General features: G+C 71.6%; 15 protein-coding genes and 1 pseudogene. 9 read left to right on the forward strand and 7 right to left on the reverse strand.

What is annotated here, in order from left to right:
• Positions 1-12: 12 nt before the first annotated feature.
• The gene (locus tag ACF1BE_RS28025) at positions 13-309 is read right to left on the reverse strand and encodes a WXG100 family type VII secretion target (protein WP_392201792.1); all 297 of its coding nucleotides are present in this window, start codon (positions 307-309) and stop codon (positions 13-15) included.
• Positions 310-319: 10 nt separating this feature from the next.
• Positions 320-607, reverse strand: a complete 288-nt coding sequence (locus tag ACF1BE_RS28030) for a hypothetical protein (protein ID WP_392201793.1) — start codon at positions 605-607, stop codon at positions 320-322.
• A 110-nt stretch (positions 608-717) separates the two neighbouring features.
• Here ACF1BE_RS28030 and ACF1BE_RS28035 point away from each other — a divergent pair, with 110 nt between their 5' ends.
• Both ACF1BE_RS28035 and ACF1BE_RS28040 read left to right on the forward strand, forming a co-directional pair.
• Positions 718-3,510 carry a protein kinase gene (locus ACF1BE_RS28035; protein WP_392201794.1) on the forward strand — a complete coding sequence of 931 codons (2,793 nt, stop codon included), beginning with the start codon at positions 718-720 and terminating at the stop codon, positions 3,508-3,510.
• A 354-nt stretch (positions 3,511-3,864) separates the two neighbouring features.
• Positions 3,865-8,133 carry an FtsK/SpoIIIE domain-containing protein gene (locus ACF1BE_RS28040; protein WP_392201795.1) on the forward strand — a complete coding sequence of 1,423 codons (4,269 nt, stop codon included), beginning with the start codon at positions 3,865-3,867 and terminating at the stop codon, positions 8,131-8,133.
• A 66-nt stretch (positions 8,134-8,199) separates the two neighbouring features.
• Here the strand turns inward: ACF1BE_RS28040 and ACF1BE_RS28045 are convergent, their stop codons facing one another.
• Positions 8,200-9,720: a DUF3043 domain-containing protein gene (locus ACF1BE_RS28045; RefSeq protein WP_392201796.1), complete on the reverse strand. Its 1,521-nt coding sequence runs from the start codon at positions 9,718-9,720 to the stop codon at positions 8,200-8,202.
• 435 nt (positions 9,721-10,155) lie between these two features.
• On the opposite strand from ACF1BE_RS28045, the gene ACF1BE_RS28050 reads away from it, so the two are divergent.
• Positions 10,156-10,356 (forward strand): hypothetical protein, encoded by a 201-nt coding sequence (locus tag ACF1BE_RS28050; protein ID WP_392201797.1) that lies wholly within the window; start codon positions 10,156-10,158, stop codon positions 10,354-10,356.
• Positions 10,357-11,042: 686 nt separating this feature from the next.
• Here ACF1BE_RS28050 and ACF1BE_RS28055 read toward each other — a convergent pair.
• A complete protein-coding gene (locus tag ACF1BE_RS28055; protein WP_392201798.1) occupies positions 11,043-11,603 on the reverse strand; it encodes a TetR/AcrR family transcriptional regulator in 561 nt (186 codons plus the stop codon).
• 114 nt (positions 11,604-11,717) lie between these two features.
• Between ACF1BE_RS28055 and ACF1BE_RS28060 the strand changes: the two genes are divergently transcribed.
• From ACF1BE_RS28060 to ACF1BE_RS28070, 3 genes are all read left to right on the forward strand, one after another.
• Positions 11,718-12,410 (forward strand): SDR family oxidoreductase, encoded by a 693-nt coding sequence (locus ACF1BE_RS28060; protein ID WP_392201799.1) that lies wholly within the window; start codon positions 11,718-11,720, stop codon positions 12,408-12,410.
• A gap of 281 nt (positions 12,411-12,691) precedes the next feature.
• Positions 12,692-13,696, forward strand: coding sequence for an NADP-dependent oxidoreductase (locus tag ACF1BE_RS28065; protein WP_392201800.1), 1,005 nt, complete (start codon positions 12,692-12,694; stop codon positions 13,694-13,696).
• 168 nt (positions 13,697-13,864) lie between these two features.
• On the forward strand, positions 13,865-14,011 hold the full coding sequence (locus tag ACF1BE_RS28070; RefSeq protein ID WP_392201801.1) for a hypothetical protein: 147 nt from the start codon (positions 13,865-13,867) through the stop codon (positions 14,009-14,011).
• A gap of 194 nt (positions 14,012-14,205) precedes the next feature.
• Here the strand turns inward: ACF1BE_RS28070 and ACF1BE_RS28075 are convergent, their stop codons facing one another.
• Positions 14,206-14,883: a uracil-DNA glycosylase gene (locus tag ACF1BE_RS28075; RefSeq protein WP_392201802.1), complete on the reverse strand. Its 678-nt coding sequence runs from the start codon at positions 14,881-14,883 to the stop codon at positions 14,206-14,208.
• Positions 14,884-15,097: 214 nt separating this feature from the next.
• Between ACF1BE_RS28075 and ACF1BE_RS28080 the strand changes: the two are divergent.
• The 3 genes and pseudogenes from ACF1BE_RS28080 to ACF1BE_RS28090 form a co-directional block, all read left to right on the forward strand.
• Positions 15,098-15,436 (forward strand): annotated as a pseudogene (locus ACF1BE_RS28080) (uracil-DNA glycosylase); the annotation flags it as partial.
• Positions 15,433-16,401: an N-acetylglucosamine kinase gene (locus ACF1BE_RS28085; protein ID WP_392201803.1), complete on the forward strand. Its 969-nt coding sequence runs from the start codon at positions 15,433-15,435 to the stop codon at positions 16,399-16,401. The pseudogene ACF1BE_RS28080 and the gene ACF1BE_RS28085, both read left to right, overlap by 4 nt.
• 209 nt (positions 16,402-16,610) lie before the next feature.
• A complete protein-coding gene (locus tag ACF1BE_RS28090) occupies positions 16,611-17,537 on the forward strand; it encodes a sirohydrochlorin chelatase (RefSeq protein WP_392201804.1) in 927 nt (308 codons plus the stop codon).
• Between the two features lie 75 nt (positions 17,538-17,612).
• On the opposite strand, the gene ACF1BE_RS28095 is transcribed toward ACF1BE_RS28090, so the two are convergent.
• Together ACF1BE_RS28095 and ACF1BE_RS28100 are read right to left on the reverse strand one after the other, a co-directional pair.
• Positions 17,613-18,650, reverse strand: a complete 1,038-nt coding sequence (locus ACF1BE_RS28095; RefSeq protein WP_392201805.1) for a lactonase family protein — start codon at positions 18,648-18,650, stop codon at positions 17,613-17,615.
• A gap of 347 nt (positions 18,651-18,997) precedes the next feature.
• The gene (locus ACF1BE_RS28100; protein WP_392201806.1) at positions 18,998-20,518 is read right to left on the reverse strand and encodes an FUSC family protein; all 1,521 of its coding nucleotides are present in this window, start codon (positions 20,516-20,518) and stop codon (positions 18,998-19,000) included.
• Positions 20,519-20,563: the final 45 nt, after the last annotated feature.

A 20,563-nucleotide genomic window follows, 5' to 3' on the forward strand; every position in this document is an offset into this window, starting at 1 on the left:
CGCCCCGGCCGGTCAGCTGCCCGCGCCGCCCGCCAGCCGTGCGTCGAGTTCCTGGTGGCTGCGTACGACGTCGTTGAGGAACGCCGCCATCCCTTCGAGCCCCTGGATCATGTTGTGAGTGCCCGTCGTCCACTGTTGGTACGACTGCTGGAACTTGGACGACGCCAGCTGGGTGCGGAACTCGCTCGCCACCAGCTGGTCGATCATGCTCTTGAGGGCCTGGAGCTTTTCGCTCATCTCGGTGTGCCCGCTGATCAGCCGTGACGCCGCCTGCTGCACACCGTCGTAGCCGACACTGACATCCGCCATCGGTCTCTCCTCACATCTCCAGGACTTGCTCGGCGAGGACCTGGTCGAGGTCGAGCGTGCCTTCCGCCAGGCCCGCGAAGAGTCCTGCGGCCGTATCGACCGACGCCATGAGGTCGGTCCGGGCTGTGGTGACGGCGTTGAGGAATTCAGCGAGTGCTTCCGCGACCGGGCCGGCCACCGTGCTCACGGCATCCGCCAAGGGCTGAGGTGCCGAGAGCCGGAGGTCGGAGCGCATGCGGGTCAACTCCCGCGCGACTGAGTCCGCTTCCTGTGGATCGCAGACGAATTTTTGAGCCATCGTCTCGGATCTCCCCCGTGAGACCTCAACCGCGCGTCAAGAGTGGCTAATCTGCTGTCAGGTTAGCGTACGGGGCGCCGACCGGTAAGCGATCCGACAGGAGCGCGGTGGTGACGGGGACGGACTCCTCTCAGGGGCCGAGATTGGTCGCGGAGCGCTACCGGCTGACGGAGGTGCTCGGGCGGGGCGGCATGGGGATCGTCTGGCGGGCCACCGACGAACGGATCGGCCGCACCGTCGCGGTCAAGGAACTCCGCGTTCCGCACGGGCTGCCCACCCGGGAGCAGGCTGCGTTCGGTGAGCGGGCACTGCGCGAGGCCCGTACCGCCGGTCGCGTCCGCCACCCCGGGGTCATCGCCGTCCACGACCTCATACCGGGCACAGCGCAGGACAACACGGTCTACGTGGTCATGGAGTTGGTGGAGGCACCCTCCCTGGCGACCGTCCTTGAGGAGCACGGCGCCCTGCCCGAGTCGCGCGTGGCCCGCTTGGGACTCCGCTTACTGGAAGCGCTGGACGCCGCACACGCCATCGGCTTGATACACCGGGACATCAAGCCCAGCAACATCCTCGTCCTGCCCAACGACAAGGTGAAACTGGTCGACTTCGGCATCGCGCACGCCATCGACGACACCCGTCTCACCAGCACCGGTGTCGCCGGCTCCACCGGATACATCGCACCCGAGCTGTTCGAGGGCCACTCCCCCACCCCCGCGACCGATCTCTGGTCCCTCGGCGTCACGCTCCACCACGCAGCCACCGGCCGCAGCCCCTTCGAACGCGGCTCCACCGCGGCCACCATCCGCGCCATCCTCCACGACGACCCTCCGCCACTGGACCACCATCCCGCGCTCGCACCCGCGATCGAGGGCCTTCTCGTCCGGGAGCCGAGCGGACGCATGGGCGGGCCGGAAGCGGCGGTGTGCCTGCGCGCGGCGATCGTCTCGGCCCGGGAGACGGATTCCGGCTCGGTGCGGCGGAACGCCCGCCCGGACGAGGGCGCCGGCCGGCCAGCCGCGTGGCAGAACCGTACGACCTCCCGCCACGGCCCCGCCGGAGCACGAGGACTGAGAGCCAGAGCGAGCACGACGGGACAGGCGTCCGCCCTCGGCCGGAACCCGGCTTCCGGATCACCGGTGCGGCGAGGGCCGGCCGACGACTCCGCTGCCGCCCTCCACCGCCGTGAGGCACAACTGAACAACGGTGGCAGCCGACGGCTCGGTTGGGAGGAGCGGCCCACCTCTGTACGAAACACGGCACCGCCGGCGAGGTCACCGGCGCGATCCCGGGCGGCTGGACGGGCTTCAGACAACGGGAACAGCGGTGAGGGCACCGAGCCCTATACGACCACTCCGTCGAAACCCGTGCGGTACGTCGCCTCTCTCTTCCTCATCGTACTGAGTGGGCTGATCGGGTGGGCCGCTTGGAGGATCCTGCAGCTGCTCACAGCGTTGCAGGAGCTCGGGATCCTGCCGGTTCCCCTCTTCGTCCTGGCTGTTCCCTCCATCGGCCTGGCGGCCGCCTTCGCGTTCGTCACGGCCCTGAGAACCGCTCCGGTCGTCTGGTGGCGCGGCTTCGCCCTCGGTACTGAAGGCATCACTGTCTTTCCTCGCGACGTCCGCCCCAACGCACCGGGGAACGTCAACCTCGAGATCGCCTGGGAACACATCGACGGCATCGTCCTGGCCACCCGGCCTCGTGCCGAGATCACCGGCCGGAGCAGCCGGACGGCTGTCACCTTGCACATCGCCGCGACCGTACCGGCCGCCGTCAAGAAGAGGGTGCCGTTGTTCGGCGCCGGACGCTTCCGCGGCACAAGCGGATTCACCTGGCGAATGGGCGACGCCCACCACTCGGCCGACAAGCTGGACGCGGCGTTTCGTGCGGCGGCACCACCCCACGTCGGCATCAGGATTCCGCCGGATCCGGACGCCGAGGGCCTGCGGCATCACGGCCCTCGTCTTATCCGGCAGACGGTGGCAGTTCTCGCGCTCGCGGGAATCGTCGTGGCGACGTACGCCTTCACCCCCCACGACGATGGGCCGGTTCAGCTCGCGACGGGCGGATGGGCGAGTGCGGTGGAGTTCAGTCCCGACGGGAAGACATTCGCAAGCAGTACGGCCCACTCCGTCGACCTGTGGAATGTGGCTACCCGCAAGAAGATCACCGCCCTTACCGGTAATGAGGGCGACATCTCGACGATGCGGTTCACTCCCGACGGGAGCCTGCTGGCCGCCGCTGACGACGATGTCGCCGACCGCACCATCAGGGTGTGGGATGTCTCCGGGCGAAAAGAGCGCAGGGCCCTGCGCCTCGGGGACGACGACACAGTGGTGTCCCTGGCGTTCAGTCCGGACAACCACACCATCGCCAGCGTGGTAGAGGACGGCACCATCGTGGTGTGGGACGTCCGATCAGGCCGGAGGACGACCACTCTCCACGAGATGCGGTCCGGCGCGTTCCCGGTCGAGTTCAGTGCGACCGGAAGGTACCTGTACGGCGTTGACGACGAAACCCGGCGACACCGGTGGGATGTCGTCAGCGGCCGCCCGGTGTCCGCGTCCGATGACGACGAGGACGCGGCCACCATCTACCGCTCCGCTCCGAAGAACGCTCTGGTACTGGACGGTTCCGGAACGCTCAAGCACGCGCTGATCGGCCATAGGGACAAGATCACCGACATTGCATGGGCCGGGGCGTCTTCCGATCTGCTGGCCACCAACAGCCTGGACCGCACGATACGTATCTGGCACACCGGTAGCGGCGAGATCGCGCGGTCGCTGGTTCTGGACCGTGACCACGGCGTCCTGGCCGAAGCCATCGCCCTGAGCCCTGACGGCACGGTTCTCGTCTACACGAGCGGCGGAAAACTATGGGTATGGGAGACGGGGATCGAAGCATAGGTCGCGCGTATCCGTTTCCTGGACCGCGCCACACACCTGAGTGCGGTCGCGTCGCCGGCAACCGAGTCAGCCTCAGAATCGAGACACCGTGGGTAGGTTCTTTTGGTGGACGGCCCCGTCACGGGCACTGCGCGAAGCCCGCACCCCCGGCCGACTCGACCATCCAGGCATGCCGTCCCGCACCGTCCCGCTGCACCGACGTCGTCATCCCGACGCTCCCGCCATACCGTCGACAGGATTCCGGGGCGCCACCGAGGATCCAGGCTGCGGAGACCCCACCGCTGCCCGGCTGCGAGTCCGGCCGGCAGACGCGGATGGGCGACGACACAGAGAGGGCGGAGCATGATTCTCCGGTTGACCGTTGAGGACGCCGACTCGGCCACGCGCGAGGACGTCGAGGTGGTCGCCGGTCCCGACAGCAGTACGGCCGCACTGCTCGCGGCGTTACCGGTGGCCGTGGGCGGCAGGCAGTGTTTCGTCGGAACGGTCCTGCTGGATCCCGAGGTCGGTCTGGCCGACAGCCCTTTGATGCCGGGAGCGGTGATCAGCGTGGGGGCGCCAGGGCCCGCTCACCGCTACCCCTCGGGGGACGGGGTCGGCGTGCTACGGGTGACGGCCGGTCCGGATGCCGGGTTGATGGTGGCGTTGGGTCCTGGGAGCCATGCCGTGGCCAGGAACTCGGCGGCAGCGGTCTGTCTGCGGGATCCGGACGTCTCCCGGCGTGAGCACGCCCGGCTGGAGGTCTTCCCGGACGGCCGGGTCTTCGCCGTGGACCGGGGCTCCACCAACGGGACGTACATCAACGGCCGCCGGGTCACCGGCCGCACCGCGCTCACTGCGGGCAGAACGCTCCAGCTGGGCGCCGACGAGTTGCAGTGGACACCCGCGTCGACGGGAAGCCAGCGGGCCACTCGCAGTGCGGACGGACACCTGGATTTCGACCGTGCGTTCAGTCCGGCTCCGGCGGTCCCTCGTACGGAAGTGACCTTGCCGGTGGAGCAGGCCGCGACGGACACATCGAGTCTCACAGCATGGGCGACGGCCCTCCCCATATTCGGAGCCCTCGTCCTGGCCGTGGTCATGAACCGGCCGATGCTGCTGTTCCTCGGCCTGCTGGGCGTCGTGGGCTTCGCGTTGATGAACAAAGACCAGGACAAGCAGCTTCAACAGCGTGCGGCTGCCCACGCGGCGGCAATAAAGGCCGCCCAGGCGAAGATCGACGCCCACGTCGCCGAAGAACTGCGCGTGCGTCGGCTGTTGGCCCCTGATCCCGGCCAGATCGCCGACATGGCCACGGGCGCCCGCCCAGACCTGTGGTCCCGCAGAACGGATTCGCCGCACGGCCTGGCACTGTGTGTCGGGACCGCCGATCAAGCGGCGTCCGTGGATCTGCGCGGCGAGCCCTGGGAAGGTTTCCAGCCTCCGTTGCTGCCCAGGGCGCCGGTCACACTGGACCTGCGGGCAACCGGTGTGCTGGGGGTGGCCGGTCCTCGTCGGCAGGCGCAGGCACTGACGGGCTGGCTGGTGATGCAACTGGCCGCCCTGCGGGGGCCGGACGATCTGCGCATCGTGGTGATCGCGGCCGACGGGCACGAGGGACTGGCCTGGACCCGGTGGCTGCCGCACGTGGACGCCGGGCCGGCGGCGGGCGTTCCGTGCGCCATCGGCAACACCGGTACCACGCGCGGCGCGCGCGTGAAGGAGTTACGGCAACTCGTCGGCACGCGCCGCGAGCAGCGCACCCGGGACTCGCGCACCCGGTTCGGTGACGAGGTCGTGGTCGTCCTGGACGGAGCCCTGGCCCTGCGCGAACTGCCCGGCATGGACGAGGTGCTGCGGGACGGGCCATCGGTCGGTGTCTACCTCGTGTGCGCCGATCGGCGCGGCATGAACGAGTGCCGCGGGCTGTGCGAGATGACCGGGAACACGCTCCGGCTCACCCGCACGCCCGAAGAACACGCCCTCACCGTGACGCCTCACACCCTCGACGAAGCCGTCATGGAGCCGCTCGCCCGGGCACTCGCCCCCATGCGGGACCGGCTCACCCTGGGCTCGTCGAGCAACGCCGTACCGGACTACGTACGCTTCCTCGATCTGCTCGGTCTCGGCACCCCGACGGCGGACGACGTCCTCGCCCTGTGGGGGCACGGGCAGGGACCGCGCACCCGGGTGATGCTCGGCGAGGACGCCGCGGGCCCGATGACCGTGGATCTGGCCGGGCAGGGACCGCACACCATGCTCGGCGGCGCCACCGGAGCGGGGAAGAGCATTCTGCTCCAGACCCTGGTGACCTCGTTGCTGCTGGCCAACCGGCCCGACGAACTCAACCTGGTGCTCGTGGACTTCAAGGGAGGCAGCGCCTTCCTGCCCTTCCAGCACTGCCCCCATGTGGTCGCCCTGATCCGTTCCACCGGGGAGACCCCCGCCGACGTCTTCGACGCCGCTGCCGCGACCCGAGTGCTGGCCTCCGTACGCGCCGAGGTCAGCCGTCGTGAGTCCCTGCTCGCCCGGTACGACGGAGAGATCGACCGCTACTGGAAGAAGCGCCGCACCGACGCCACTCTGCCGCCACTGCCCCGCCTGGTGATGGTGTTCGACGAGTTCGCCCGCGTCCTGGAGACCTCGCCGGACTTCCTCAAGGAACTGGTCAACGTCGCTGCCAAGGGCCGTTCGCTCGGCATGCACCTGGTCCTGGCCACCCAGTCCCTGCAGGGCAAGCTGTCGCCGGAGCTGAAGAACAACATCTCCCTGCGAGTCAGTCTGCGGCAGAACGAAGCCGCCGACAGTACCGAGGTGCTCGGTGTGCCCGACGCCGCCGCCATCCCCGGCGCGCTGCGCGGTCGCGGCCTGATCCTGTGCACCACCGACGAGGCGCGCGTCCCGCAGGTCTTCCAGTCCGGGTACCTGGGCTCCCCGCCGCCCTCCGGAGCGGCGCAGCCCGTCACCGTGCGCGTCCTGCGGTGGCACCACGTCGGAGCCCCGCGCCCGGCCGAGCACCTGACCCGCGTGGAGGCGCCCACCGACCAGGAGCTGGCGGTCGCCACCATTGAGCAAGCGGCCCGGCGCCGGGGGCTCGTCGCCCCCTTCCGGCCCCTGCTGCCGCCCTTGCCCCCGGCGTTGCCGATGCAGGAACTGGCCGACCGCCAGACCGCCGCGGCGCCGGAAACAGCCGTGCCCTTCGGTCTGGCGGACGAGCCCGCGGAGCAGGCCCAGCCCGCCCAGTACCTCGATCTGGCCGGTACGGACCGGCTCATGGTCGCGGGCGGTCCCCAGTCGGGCCGCACCACGTTCGCGCGGACGCTCATCGCCGGCCTCGTCACCCGCTTCCGGCCCGATCAGGCCCACCTCTACGTCATCGAGCACCACCCTGCCGGTCTGACGGACTACGCCGAACTGCCGCACTGCGGCGGCGTCTTCTCACCCGCAGAACCGGACCGCATCCGGCGCTTGGTCACCTGGCTGGACGAAGAAGTCCAACGCCGCTCCACAGGCGGCCCCGCCCAGCAGGCGGACCGGCCCCGCATCGTGGTGATCGTCGACGGCTGGGAGCACTTCGAGGACCATGGCGACCCCGCCTTCACGGAGACCTCACTGCTGACCACGCTGCGCGGCATCGTCGCGGCCGGTGCTCCGCTCGGCGTGCACATCGTGCCGCTCGGTGGTCACGACATGCTCAACCACAAGCTTCCCACCTACTACACCCGGCGCCTGCTGCTCCCCTTCCCCAAGGAGGAGACCCGCCGAGCCCACCTGACCTCCCGCATGACCAGTCCCCCCGCACTACCCGGTCGCGCGATCGACGCCTCAACCGGGCGTCACGTGCAGATCTGCCGACCGGACGCACTCCCCGCCGACCTGTCGTCCCGGTTCACCGATGCCGACCCCGCCCGTCTGCCCAGGCGGTTCCCGGCGTTGCCCACCCGGATCACGCTCGACGAGCTGCCGCTGCCCGAGCCGCCGCCCTCCCCCACCTGGATCCCCCTGGGTGTCGGCGGACCCGACCACGGCACAGTGGGCCTCGATCTCTTCGAGAGCGCCCACCTGCTGCTCCTGTCCGGGCCGCCCGGCTCCGGCCGCACCACCGCGACCGCCGCACTCGCCCACTCGCTGCGCCGAGCCGGCATCGGCGTGCTCGCTGTCGCCCCGCCCCGCTCGCCCCTGCCCGGCCTGCTCCCCGACGACCCCGGCATACGCATTCTCACCGGCATCTCGCACAAGGACTCCGACCTCCGCGAGGCCGCCGAGGTCTTCGGTGACAGGCCCTATGCCCTGGTACTCGACGACGCGGACCACATCGTGATCGTGCCCACCCAGGAAGGATTCGCCGACGCGCCCACCCTGCTCGACGACATCGCCCGCCTCTCCGCACGCGGCCGCCACGCCCTCGTCCTCAGCGCCGACGCGACTCCCGTCCTGACCGGCTTCCCCAGCCCGCTCACCCGCCTGATCAACACCGTCCTGGCGACGGGCCACCGGCTCCTGCTCACCCCGGCCGGCCGCCCCGCCGCCGTGGCGCACAGCATCACGCTGGAACCGGACCAGTACTTCACCACGCCACCCGGCCGGGGATATCTCTCCTCGGGCCGGGCCCCGCTCCTACTCCACCTGGCCACGACCCCCTGACGCCTGCTCTGAGCGGTTTCGACGAGCAGCCTCAGGCCGCCCGACCGCGCGAAAGCGTCTGCGCGCTCATAGCCGCTCCCCGCGTGCGATCTGCGGCCTCGGCAGCCGGAGCGGACGCACCTGCAAGGAACGAGTCAGCGCGTAGGCGACCGCACCACGCGTGTTCTCGCCCGGGAAACGCTCCCTGAGCCGCAACCGGAGGCGGATACCGCTGATGGCCGAGTCCAGCGCCATCAGCGCGATCAGGATCAGCCACCCTTGCAGCAGGAAGCCCTGCACCGGGGGCATCGGCACCATGCTCAGCACGAGGATCACCAGGGCGAGCGGCAGGAAGAGCTCCGCCAGGTTGAACCGCGAGTCCACCCAGTCCCGGGCGAACCGGCGGACCGGTCCCTTGTCCCGGACCCGGAGATACCGCTCGTCGCCGCTCGTCAGCGCCTGCCTCCGCTCCTCGCGCCGGCGCCTCGCGGCCTCCTTGCGGGCCGTCCGCGTGCCGGCGACGATGCCGCGCTGGGTCTGGGCCTCACTGCGCCGCTGTGATCCGACGGTGGTCGGGTGCGACTCCCAGGTCGAGGCCCCGGGACGGACGGGAAGCGGGCTCGCCGGGCCGTCCGTGCCATGCTCCGGTGACGGTGCCGGCCTGACGCCGGTGGTACGAACCTGCCACGTCGCCCCGGAAGCACCACTGGTTCCGTCGGCTTGATGGGGCACGGAGCCGGTGACCGCATCCGGCTCACCCTGCCGGGACGGCGCCGCGCCGACGGCCGTCGTCAAAGCGGCCATAGCCTGCTCACTGGTCAAACGGTGTTCCCTGCTGCGCGTGAGCAGACCACCGATCAGCGATCCCAGCAACGGGTACGCGCGGAGGGACGGCGGGTCGTCGTAGAGGATCGCGTGGAGGGTGGCCGCCGTGGAGGCACGATCGAACGGGCCGGTACCCGCCACGGCATGGAACAGCGTCGCGCCGAGCGACCACAGGTCGGCGGCCGGTGAAGGCGACTCGCCTTGGAACAGCTCGGGAGCCATGTATCCGGTGGAACCGGCCACCCCATAGCCGGTGAGACGGGTGTCGTCGACGGCATGCGCGATGCCGAAGTCCACCAGCTTCACGTTGTCGCCGGGCAGGACCAGGATGTTGCTGGGCTTGACGTCACGGTGCACCAGGCCGATGGCGTGCGCCTCGTTCAACGCGTCGAGCGCCCCGAGGCCCAAGCGCGCCACGCGCCACTCGGGCAGGGCACGTTCCCGTTCGAGGACCTGCGCCAGAGAGGGAGCATCGACCAACTCCATGACGATGTAGACCGCTTCGTCGTCCGGCGTGAGGGGGATGAGGTCGTGAATGGCCACGACGGCAGGGTGGTTGAGACTTCCAGCGGTGCGGGCCTCCCGCAGCGCCCTCTCGCTGAAGACCTCCCGCTCCCGACCGGACAGACCGTGCGGGGCCCGTAACTCCTTCACGGCGACCGTACGCCCGATCAACTCGTCGGATGCCCGCCACACGACCCCCATACCGCCGCGGCCAAGCATCCCCGTCAACCGATACCGACCCGCGATCCGCCTTGCTTCTCCAGAGCCCGTCCCCGTCACAGCCCAACCCCTCGACGCCGGGAAACCGCATCAGCAGTACGACCAGCCTCGCAGAGCGGTTCCCACCGACGCCACCCACGCGTCGGGGGTTACCTTGGGCGACCGGACGCGACCCCGACAGGCGCCCCTTCCACCCGGCTCCTGAACCGTCCCGCACCTCACACGTGAGATCGGCGAAACGCCGCACCGGCGTCCACGCGAACGGGTCGGGGCACCTCGTCTCCGCAGTCGGGCGCTTCCTCCTCTTCGGCCAAGCCGAGGTCGCCCCGGTGCTGCACGAGGCGGAACCGGACCGGGCCGGGCGCCCTCGCGTCCACACCAGCTGAGGACCGGCTCCGGTGTCGGCGTCAGGATTCCGTCAGGATGCGCGCGTACGCGTTAGGACCTCGTCAGCAGCGGTCGCCATACCCGGGACGGCCGCCTGGCGTCGGCGTCATGCGACGGGGCGGACCGTCAGGCTCGGTCGGCGACCGCCACTGGCGTGGCAGCGCCCGGCTGGCGGCGTGTTGCGCCCTGCTGTTCTGCGCCCTGATCCTGCTGATCGACTGGGACGCGGGCTACCTGACCACCCTGCGCGCCCTGCTCTGGATCGCCCTGTCGGCCGCGGTGGGCACCGTCTGTTCCCCCAGCGGGTGAGCGCGGGCCCCGGATGGCTCGCGGTCCGCACACCCTGGCGTCGGCACGTCGTGCGTACGGACGCGCTGGCCTCGGTACGGCAGTACGACGGCGTTTCCTCCCACCTGGTCCTGCGGGATGTTCACGGCCACGGCCTGGAACTCGACCCCCGCGTCCTCACCGCCAACCCCCTGATTCGGCACTCACCCGACTCGGGCGTACGCCACTCCCTGCTGGCCCGATGGCCGAGCAGACGCACTATCAGACCGAGCGTCATAGAGCGTCAGGGCTGCCTTGCGAGGACCATGCGCAGATCCGGGAGCGACACGCGCCCGTCTTCCCCTTCACTGACAGAAATCCCAGGTCAGGGGCGCTCCTGCGGCATGCTGCGCCCTCCACGTCATGCACTTCGGGAAACAGGTCGAGCATACCTGGATGCACCTGCGAAATCAGAAGAAAGTGCAGGTCAAAGCCCCCTTACGGCGGGCTCCAAATGGCCACGCACTCCACATGCGACGTCATCGGAACCATGTCCGGATTCCAGGCACCGGAACGGCCTGCCCCGGGCCGGAGCGTCATGTGAGCGTCACGGCCGTGCCCCTCTGACGCCGTCATTCACCCCGCCCCCCGGCCACTTCGGCTGCCCTCCGCGATCGATGTCCTCCCGAGCCGACCGCCGAGGCGGACGGTCTGCCTACCGCCCTTGATCAGCCCGCTTCGGTCAAGGCTGCGTGCGCTGCGGCGAGGATCTCCCCGGAGAGCGGGGAGCCCTTGGTGGCCCGGGACAGGACCAGCGCACCGAACAGCGTGCAGAGCCGGACGATGCCGTCCTGGTCGTCACCGGCCAGGAAATCGGCGAAATCGGCCACCCCCTCGGCGTAGACGCGACCGGCCTCGCGCGCCCCGCCCTCGCGCGCGATGTCGGTAGCGAGCGCGGCGACCGGGCAGCCGTCCGCCGGGTCATCGCGGTGCTCGACGGAGAGGTAGGTGTCGATCAGCGCCTGCTGGGCGGCGGCGCGCTGCCCGTCGTACCGCTCGAGCCCGGCGCTGTAGCGCTGGGCGAGCTCGGCGAAAGCGTGGGCAGTGGCCTCGTCGACGAGCGCCTCCTTGGAGGCGAACTGCTTGTAGAAGGCGCCGTGAGTCAGACCGGCCGCCTTCATCAGGTCGGCGACGCTGACCTGCATGCCCTGCTCCCGGAACAGCCGGGAGGCGGTGTCCACCACCCGCCTGCGATTTTCCTCCGCCTGCGCCTGCGATACGCGGCCCATGACCACCTCCCATTTGGATGTCGACTGGCATCTATCATAGTCCCGTGTTTAGATTACGTCTGTAATCTAATTCATGCGGGTCGCCGACGGCACCCGCCGGTACATGGAGCGAGCATGGAACTGAAGAACGCGGTCGCGGTCGTCACCGGCGCCAACCGGGGGCTCGGGCGGCACCTGGCCGCCCAGCTCGTCGAGCGCGGCGCGAAGGTGTACGGCGCGGCCCGACGCCCCGAGACGGTCGACGTGCCGGGCGTCATCCCGCTGCGGCTGGACGTCACGGACGAGGCGTCGATACGGGAGGCCGCGCGCGTGGCCTCCGACGCGACACTGCTGATCAACAACGCGGGCGTCTCCACCGGCGCGTCGCTGATCGGCGGCGACGTGGCCGAGGTGCGCCGGGAGATGGAGACCAACTTCTTCGGCCCGCTCGCCGCGACCCGGTCCTTCGTCCCCGTCATCGAGGGCAACGGCGGCGGCGCCGTACTCAACGTCCTGTCCGCCCTGTCCTGGTTCCACCCGGCCGGCCTCGGCTCCTACGCCGCATCCAAGGCCGCCGCGTGGGCGCTGAGTGACGCGACCCGTGAGGAGTTGGCGCCCCGCGGCATCACCGTCTCGGCGCTGCACGTCGGCTACATGGACACCGACATGGCCGCCGGCGTACCCGCCGATCAGAAGGTCGCCGCCGCCGACGTCGCGGCCCAGGCCCTGCAGGGCATCGAGGCGGGCGTGCCCGAGATCCTCGCCGACGAGGCCAGCCGCTACGTCAAGCAGAGCCTGTCCGCGACACCCCAGCCGAAGGCGGACTGACGCTCACCGACGACCAGTACACCCGCCTGGCCGAGGTCAGCGCGGTGCCGCTCGGCGCACCCCACGAGGGAACCGCCGCCTCACGGGACCGCCTCCAGGGAGGCGCCGCCGACCGCGTCACCGCCCCGGTCGTGCCGGTCGCCTGACGGGTGAGCGCGGCTGAGGACCCAACACGCCCGAGCCGCGGCCAGAGAAACAACCCAAACCATCTCGTACTGGTCGACGGCCGGACGAGCGGAGACCCCGCCCTCTCAGGGACGGAACACAGAACGGAGACGACGATGAGGGCCTTCATGGTCGAGAAGTACGGCGACCAAGCCGGGATGCGCGCCGCCGAGCTCCCCGACCCGCAGGTAGGTGCCGACGACGTCCTGGTCAAGATCCACGCGGCGGGCGTCAACCCGCTGGACCTCAGGATCCGCAGCGGAGACTTCAAGGCGTTCATGCCCTACCGTCTCCCGCTCGTTCTGGGCAACGACCTCGCCGGGACGGTGGTCCGCGTCGGCCCGTCCGTCACCCGCTTCGCGGTGGGCGACGAGGTCTACGCCCGGCCCGACAAGGACCGCATCGGTACCTTCGCCGAACTCATCGCCGTCCACCAGGACGACCTGGCACCCAAACCCGCCACCCTCACCATGACCGAGGCCGCCTCCCTCCCCCTGGTCGCCCTGACCGCATGGCAGGCACTGGTCGAGCGGGCACGCGTGCAGCCGGGCCAGAAGGTCCTCGTCCACGCGGGCGCCGGCGGCCTCGGCTCCATCGCCGTCCAACTGGCCAAGGCGCTGGGCGCGCACGTGGCCACCACCGTGAGCACCGCCAAGGTCGACTTGGCCAAGGACCTCGGCGCGGACGTCGTCGTCGACTACCGCACCCAGGACTTCGAAGAGGTCCTCGACGGCTACGACGTCGTCCTCGACAGCCTCGGCGGCGAGAACCTCGCCAAGTCCCTGCGCGTCCTCAAGCCCGGCGGCACAGCCATCAGCGTCGCGGGCCCGCCCGACCCGGCCTTCGCCCGCGAACTGGGCGCGAACCCGATCCTCCGCCTGGCCATGACCGCCCTCAGCTTCACAGTCCGGCGCAACGCCAAGCGCCACGGTGTGACGTACTCGTTCCTGTTCATGAAGGCCAGCGGTGACCAACTGCGCGAACTCACCCCCCTCATCGACACCGGGAAGATCCGCCCCGTCGTCGACCGCGTCTTCCCGTTCGAACAAACCCTCCAGGCCATGGAGTACGTGGAAAAGGGACGGGCCAAGGCCGGCAAAGTCGTCGTCGCGGTGACGTAAGGGCGGGAACGAGTCCCCGGCGCCAGTCACCACCGACAACAAGAAGACCGTGCACACCCCGATCCCCCGGCCGCACCACCTGAGGACCCGGACTGGGGCCGCCAGGCACCGGCTGACCCGTCGCGCGTCCACCAACCGGTCCTGGTGGCCACCGGTGAGAACGATCGCATGGTCCCGAGCGTCAACTCGGTCAACCTGGCGGCCCGGCTGCCCCAAGGTGAACTGGAACCCCTCCACCCCGACGCCGGACACGGCGGGATCTTCCAGCCCCACGACAGATTCGTCCCGCGGGCGCTTGAGTTCCTGGCACCGTAGCCGGCCGCCCGGCAGTTCCACGGCCCTGCCCCGCACCCAGCGAGGCCGACACCGGGAAATCCGCCACAGCGGGCTCGTGCGCATGGTCAACGAGCTCCTGCATCGCTGAACGCAAGTCCCTTCGAGAGCAGCCCGACACCCGGACGAGTGGAACCCGGCTCGCCCCGAGGCAACTGAGCTGTCACACGCACGGCTTACGGCAGTCGCCAGTCCACCGGCTGGGCACCCTGCTTGATCAGCAGGTCGTTGGCCCGGCTGAACGGCCGCGAACCGAAGAACCCACGGTCCGCCGACATCGGAGACGGGTGCGCGGACTCCACCGACGGCAGATCCCCCAACAGCGGACGCAGATTGCGGGCGTCCCGGCCCCACAGGATCGACACCAGCGGCTTGCCACGCGCCGCCAGCGCCCGGATCGCCTGCTCCGTGACCTCCTCCCACCCCTTGCCCCGGTGCGCCGCGGGCTTGCGCGGGGCCGTCGTCAGCGCCCTGTTGAGCAACAGCACCCCCTGCTGCGCCCACGGCGTCAGATCACCGTTCGACGGCCTGGGCAACCCCAGGTCGGAGTGCATCTCCCGGAAGATGTTCTCCAGGCTCCCCGGCAACGAACGCACCTCCGGCGACACCGAGAAACTCAACCCGATCGCCATACCTGGCGTGGGGTAGGGATCCTGCCCCACGATCAGGACACGGACGTCGTCAAAGGGCTGCTGGAAGGCCCTCAGGACATTCGCCCCGGACGGCAGATAGGTCCGGCCCGCCGCTATCTCGGCCCGAAGGAAGTCCCCCATCGCCGCGATACGTTCGGCCACAGGCTCAAGAGCCTTCGCCCAGCCTGCTTCGACAAGTTCATGCAAGGGTCGTGGTGCCACGGCGCGCCACTCTACTGGTACACGTCGCGCCCCGGCACGAACGCAGAAGCCTTCACGCGCAGCCGCAGCTCCGGGCGCTACTCTCCTCCTCGTCGAGATCTTCGAACCGGTCGAGCAGATCACGCGGCCGGTCACCGGGAAGGAGGGGAGCCTGTCGCATTCAGTGATCAAGCCACTCCGCCATAGTCGTCATGCCTGGTCAGCCCCTCAAGATCGAGACCCAGATCCCGGAACTCCCGCACGCGCGGTGGGCCTGTCCTTCTCCGTCGCGCCCGAGGTGCGTCCACTGCCGCCGAGCCTGATCAACATCTTCGGCGAGCTGCACAGCGAGGTACGAGCTCTGGCGGCGCGTGGCAAGCCGCTGGTGTCCATTCTGTGGGGCCGCGACGCCCGTGACGCGCGTCCGCTGCTGGGCGCTCTGCCGGCGGTGGAGTCCCGGCACCCCTCGCCCCGGTCGACGGACGGCGGGTTCTTCGCCTCGCGCCCGTTCGGCCGGGCCGACGACCTGCTGATGCAGCAGGGCGCCCCACCCGTGGACTGGCGCCTGCCGTGACCTCACCGGGGTTCCTCGCAGTGGACTCCGGCGGTTCCGGCCTCCGGGTCGCCGTCGGCGCCCCGGGGCGGGAGTCCACGGTCCGGCGGGAGAGCCGGGAACCGGTCCGCACGGGCGCGCGCGGCATCGATCCCGCCCACCTCATGGAACAGCTCCTCCCGTTGGCCCGTGCCATGGCCGACGAGGCGGGGGTGGACGAGCTGCACACGGCCGTCGTCGGCGCCGCCGGGTTCGCCACCCTGGGCGACGCCCTGCGCGCCGAACTGCCCGGCGCCCTCGCGCGGGAGCTGGGCGTGCGGACCGTGGCGCTCGCCGCGGACGCCGTCACCGCGTACGTGGGCGCCCTCGGGCCTCGTCCGGGCGCGGTGCTGGCCGCGGGCACCGGGCTGATCGCGGTCGGCACGGATCTGCGGGGCTGGCGGCGGGCCGACGGCTGGGGGCACCTGCTGGGCGACTGCGGCAGCGGAGCCTGGATCGGCCGGGCGGGTCTGGAGGCGGCGCTGCGCGCCCACGACGGCCGGGAAGGCGGTTCCGCTCCGCTGCTGGCCGGTGCCGAGCGGCAGTTCGGTCCGGTCCGCGAGCTGCCCGGCCTGCTCTACCCGCGCACCGACCGCCCCGCCGTGCTCGCCTCCTTCGCGCCCCGGGTGGCCGCGTGCGCCGGGCACGATCCGGTCGCCGCGGGCATCCTGCGCGCGGCGGCCCGGCACATGGCCGAGTCGGCGGCCGCCGTGTGCCCGACCGGCGGAACACCGGACGTGGCGCTGACCGGTGGCCTGTTCACGATGGGCGACCCGCTCCTCGTGCCGCTGCGCGAGGAGTTGGCGCGCAGGCTGCCGCACGCCCGGCAGGTACCGGCCGAGGGGGACCCGCTGGACGGCTCGGTACGGATCGCCGGGGCGCTGACGGCGGGCCGGCTCACCCTGCCGACCGGAACGACCATGCTCTGCGTGATCCGTACTCCGTGATCCGTGATCCGTGACCGGTGATCGCTGTGACGAAGGCGGCCCCGGGGCCCTCACCAGCGGTTTGTTTCCCGGTTGCGGCCCGTGGTTCGCGCTGCGCGCCCGGAACGGGCGTCACCCGTACGTAACTCATCAGACAAAACCGGACGGATACCGCTCACCTGCACCCTCCCCAAACGGCGTAGCCCGATGAGCCAGTAACATTCGGCGCCATGAGCTCCCCCACTGGACCCGCGTCCGGCCTGCCCGTACGAATGCCGCGACCCCGCCAGCCCGGACGCCACCGCCGCCCGGAACCGCTGGTGGCTCCCGAGGGCGCGCCCGCGCTCGTCCTCGCGGTGCCTGGCGCGCCCAGCGCCGCCACGCGCAGCCTCGCCGAGGAGGTCGTGAGCATCGCCCGCTCCGAGCTGCCCGGCCTGGATGCCCGGATCGGGTACCTGGACGGGGACGACTCGGAGTTCGCCACGCTGCGCTCCGTGCTGGCGCGCGCCGCCGAGGAACGCACCGCCCGTTACGAGCGGGCCGTCGCCGCCGGCGTCGAGGGAGTCAGGGAGCCCGACGGCCCGGTCGCGGTCGTCGTCCCGCTGCTGGCCGGTCCGGACAGCGCGCTGCTGCGTCACATCCGTCAGGCCGTGATGGACAGCCGGGTCGCCGCCGAACTGACCGACGTCCTCGGCCCGCACCCGCTGCTCGCCGAGGCGCTGCACGTGCGGCTGTCCGAGGCGGGTCTGGCCCGCGCCGACCGCGCCCGGCTGTTCACGGTGGCCACCGCCGCCGACGGCATCATCCTGGCCTCCGTGGGCGGCGAGGAGGCGGTGCAGGCGGCCGGCATCACCGGCATGCTGCTCGCCGCGCGCCTGGCCGTGCCGGTGATGGCGGCGGCGCTGGACCAGGAGGGTTCCATCTCTTCGGTGGCCGAGCAGCTGCGTTCCTCGGGCTCGCAGCAGTTGGCCCTGGCGCCGTATCTGATCGGCCCGGAGATCGACCCGGCGCTGACGGCCCAGGCGGCCGAGGAGGCGGGCTGTGCCACGGCGGAGGCGCTCGGCGCGTACCCGGCGATCGGCAAGCTGGCCCTCGCCAAGTACACGACGGCGCTGGGCATCGCCCCGCAGCAGGCACAGGGTGCGCCGGTCCGCTGACCCGCCGGCCTTCGTGCGGCGCAGGGCCCGCTCCGGACCGGAGCGGGCCCTGCGCCGTGCCGGGGCCCGGCGTGTTCAGCCGAAGACGACGCAGGAGGCCGCGGCGACCCGCACCGAGCCGTCGTAGCGGGGCAGGCCCGTCGCCTCGTCCACGGTGAACCAGGTCACGTTCCCGGAGCGTTCGTTGGCGGCGTACAGGTAACCGTTGTGCTCGGCCAGGGCGCGCGGCCAGGCCCCGCCGCAGGGCACGGTGCCGGTCAGCCGGAGGCCGTCGGCCCCGACTGCGAGTACCGACAGGACGTCCTCTCCGCGGGTCGCGGCCCACACGAAGCGGCCGTCGGGCGAGACCACGATTCCGGAGGGGTAGGCGTCCCCGGCGGGAGCGCCCGGCAGCAGGGGGACCTCGGTGAGCGGCTTCAGGGAGCCGGTCCGGGCGTCCCAGCGGCACACGGTCACGGTGGGGGTCAGCTCGTTGACGACGTAGGCGTGCTCGCCGTCCGGGTGGAAGGCCAGGTGGCGGGGGCCGGAGCCCGGACGCAGGGCGGTCTCGCGGTGCACGGCGGGGATTCCGTCCACGAGGGTGCACACCCGGACCGAGTCCGTCCCGAGATCGACGCTGACGGCCCACCGGCCGCTGGGGTCGGACTGCACCTGGTGGGCGTGCGGGCCGCGCTGGCGCCGGTCGTGCGGTCCGGAGCCGCTGTGCTGGAGCCGGCCGGAGGCCCTGGCGGCGAGGGTGCCGTCGGGGCGCAGCGGCACGGCGGTGACGCTGCCGCATCCGTAGTTGGCGGTGAGCACGTGCCCGGCGTACAGGCCGAGGTGGGTGGGGCCGCTGCCGTCCACCGGCACGGGCACGCCGGCGGGTTCCGGCCGGTCGCCGGTGACGCGGTAGGCGGCGACGGCGCCCTCGGCCGTCTCGCTGACCGCGTAGAGCATGGCGCCGTCCGGTGACAGGGCCAGGTAGGACGGGTCGGGTACGTCGTCCGCGGCGGCGACGAGGGTGAGGGCGCCGCCGTGCGGTGCCACCTCGGCGGTCACCAGTCCGGGGCCGCCCGCCGCCGTGAACGAGCCGATGAACGCCCGGCGTCCGCCCGGCCTGCCGCCCTGTGCCACCGCTGTCCCCTCTCGGTCGAGCCAGTCCGGGGCCGACGGTAGCAGCCCGTCGCCGGCGGTCTAGACCAAGAAGGGGCGGCCTGCCGGTTCTTCACGCGGACGTGACACTCGACGCACCCGGCAGGACACCGACACCGTCGCCGACACGGCGTCCCGCACTAGCCGCCGCGCCGACACCCGCCATGCGGCGCCCTCCGTCGGCGTACGCGGGCGAGGAGGCCCTCAGCCGGCCCGCGAGGACGGGGCCACCGTCGCCGACACGGGTCCGGCTCCCCCGCACGAGCCGCCGCACAGCACCCTGCCGTGCACCCCCTTCAGCGGCGCACGGCAGGACGCGGTAGCCGGTGTCAGAACGCCTCCGGCCGTCCGGCCAGGACCTCCGCTCCCGCCGGCCTCGATGCGGACGGTGCCCGCAGCGGTTCGGCCAGGGCGGCGAGGGCGCGTTCCAGGCCGTGCAGATGGGCCAGGACCGGCTCGGCGGGCGATTCGACGGGACGGTGGAGCGGTTCTCCGCGGCCGGCGGTGAGGGCCTCGACGGCGGTCTCGACGCGCCAGCAGGCGGCGGCGAGGCGCGCGTCGTGGGAGGCCTCCGGGTCGGCGGCGACCGCAACCAGCCCCCTGACCTCGCGCGCGCAGTCGTCGAGCAGGGCCAGCACCCGGCGGGCACGCGCCTTACGGGCCGGCATCGGGTTCAGCGGGTGCACCAGCGGCGCCACCGAGAGCCGGACGCGGCCGAGCAGCTGCTCCAGTTCGGCGACGCGCGGCGCGGGGTCGGCCGTGGCGGAACCGGCGAGGCGGGCCGCGGCCTCGGCCGTGCAGGCGTGGACGCAGCGCAGGGCCCGCTGGATCCAGGCGTCGGTGGTGGCGTGCGTGGTGACCGGCAGCACGAACAGGACGGCGAGTGCGGCACCGAGTGCTCCGACGCCGGTCTCCGCGAGCCGCAGGGCGAGAAGTCCGGGGCTGAGGACGCCGAGCAGGCCGTAGAGGAGTTCGGCGAGCAGCGTCACCCAGAGCATCATCCAGGTGTAGGAGACGGCGGCCGTGTAGAAGATGCCGAAGACGGAGGCCGCGACCAGGGCGGCCGTCGGCAGGGGTGCGCCGTGCAGGGGGACGGCGACGAGGAGGCCGATGCCGATGCCGATGACGGTGCCGAGGACCCGGCGGAAGCCGCGCACCAGCGTCTCGCCGCGCGAGGCGGTGTTGACGAAGATCCACCAGGTCGCGCCGACGGCCCAGTACCAGCGCTGTCCCGACAGCAGCTGGCCGGCGACGAGCGCGAACCCGGCACCCGCGGTCGCCTGGATCGCCTGCCGCGTGGTGACCCGGGTCAGCCCGGTCCCGCCGGGCGGGGCGGGCACGGCGGCCTGGGGCAGCCGGCGCTCGTAGCACCACACGCCGAAGCGGACCGCCGCCGCGCTGAGCACGGACAGCAGGACGGCGGCGTACAGCTCGGGCAGCTGGGCCGGCGTGGCGTGCAGGAACTGGGCGACGAAGAAGGTCATGAAGGCGAACACGCCCAGGCTGTGACCGCGCGGCCCCCAGCGGCGCGCGTACACGCCGGCGCCGACGACGGCGAGAAAGGCCAGGTCACGGGCGACGGGGACGTCGTGCAGTCCGGCCGCCACGGCGAGCACCGGCACGCCCACGGCGGGCAGCAGAGCGGTGGTGACCGCCTGGCCGCGTACGGTCGCGTCGGCGACGGTGAATAGGGCAAGCAGGGCGGCGAGGCCTCCGGTGACCGCGCCGGCGAGGGAATGTCCGGCGCCGAAACAGACCACGACCGCCAGTCCGATGCCGAGGACCGCCCGCGCGGCGAAGCGCAACCGCCCCCGCCCCGGGTCCGGAGCCACGAACACCCTCTTCAGCACTGCTGCCCTCCCCTGGCAAACACCGGCACAGAAATGGCGCCGCGG

Source organism: Streptomyces sp. NPDC014991 (assembly GCF_043080665.1).
Taxonomy (GTDB): domain Bacteria; phylum Actinomycetota; class Actinomycetes; order Streptomycetales; family Streptomycetaceae; genus Streptomyces.

Bases quoted from the DNA above. Each gene is read 5' to 3' on its own strand.
- ACF1BE_RS28025 (WP_392201792.1), bottom strand. From the start codon at position 309: ATGGCGGATGTCAGTGTCGGCTACGACGGTGTGCAGCAGGCGGCGTCA.
- ACF1BE_RS28030 (WP_392201793.1), bottom strand. From the start codon at position 607: ATGGCTCAAAAATTCGTCTGCGATCCACAGGAAGCGGACTCAGTCGCG.
- ACF1BE_RS28050 (WP_392201797.1), top strand. From the start codon at position 10,156: ATGCGACGGGGCGGACCGTCAGGCTCGGTCGGCGACCGCCACTGGCGT.
- ACF1BE_RS28055 (WP_392201798.1), bottom strand. From the start codon at position 11,603: ATGGGCCGCGTATCGCAGGCGCAGGCGGAGGAAAATCGCAGGCGGGTG.
- ACF1BE_RS28060 (WP_392201799.1), top strand. From the start codon at position 11,718: ATGGAACTGAAGAACGCGGTCGCGGTCGTCACCGGCGCCAACCGGGGG.
- ACF1BE_RS28065 (WP_392201800.1), top strand. From the start codon at position 12,692: ATGAGGGCCTTCATGGTCGAGAAGTACGGCGACCAAGCCGGGATGCGC.
- ACF1BE_RS28070 (WP_392201801.1), top strand. From the start codon at position 13,865: ATGGTCCCGAGCGTCAACTCGGTCAACCTGGCGGCCCGGCTGCCCCAA.
- ACF1BE_RS28090 (WP_392201804.1), top strand. From the start codon at position 16,611: ATGAGCTCCCCCACTGGACCCGCGTCCGGCCTGCCCGTACGAATGCCG.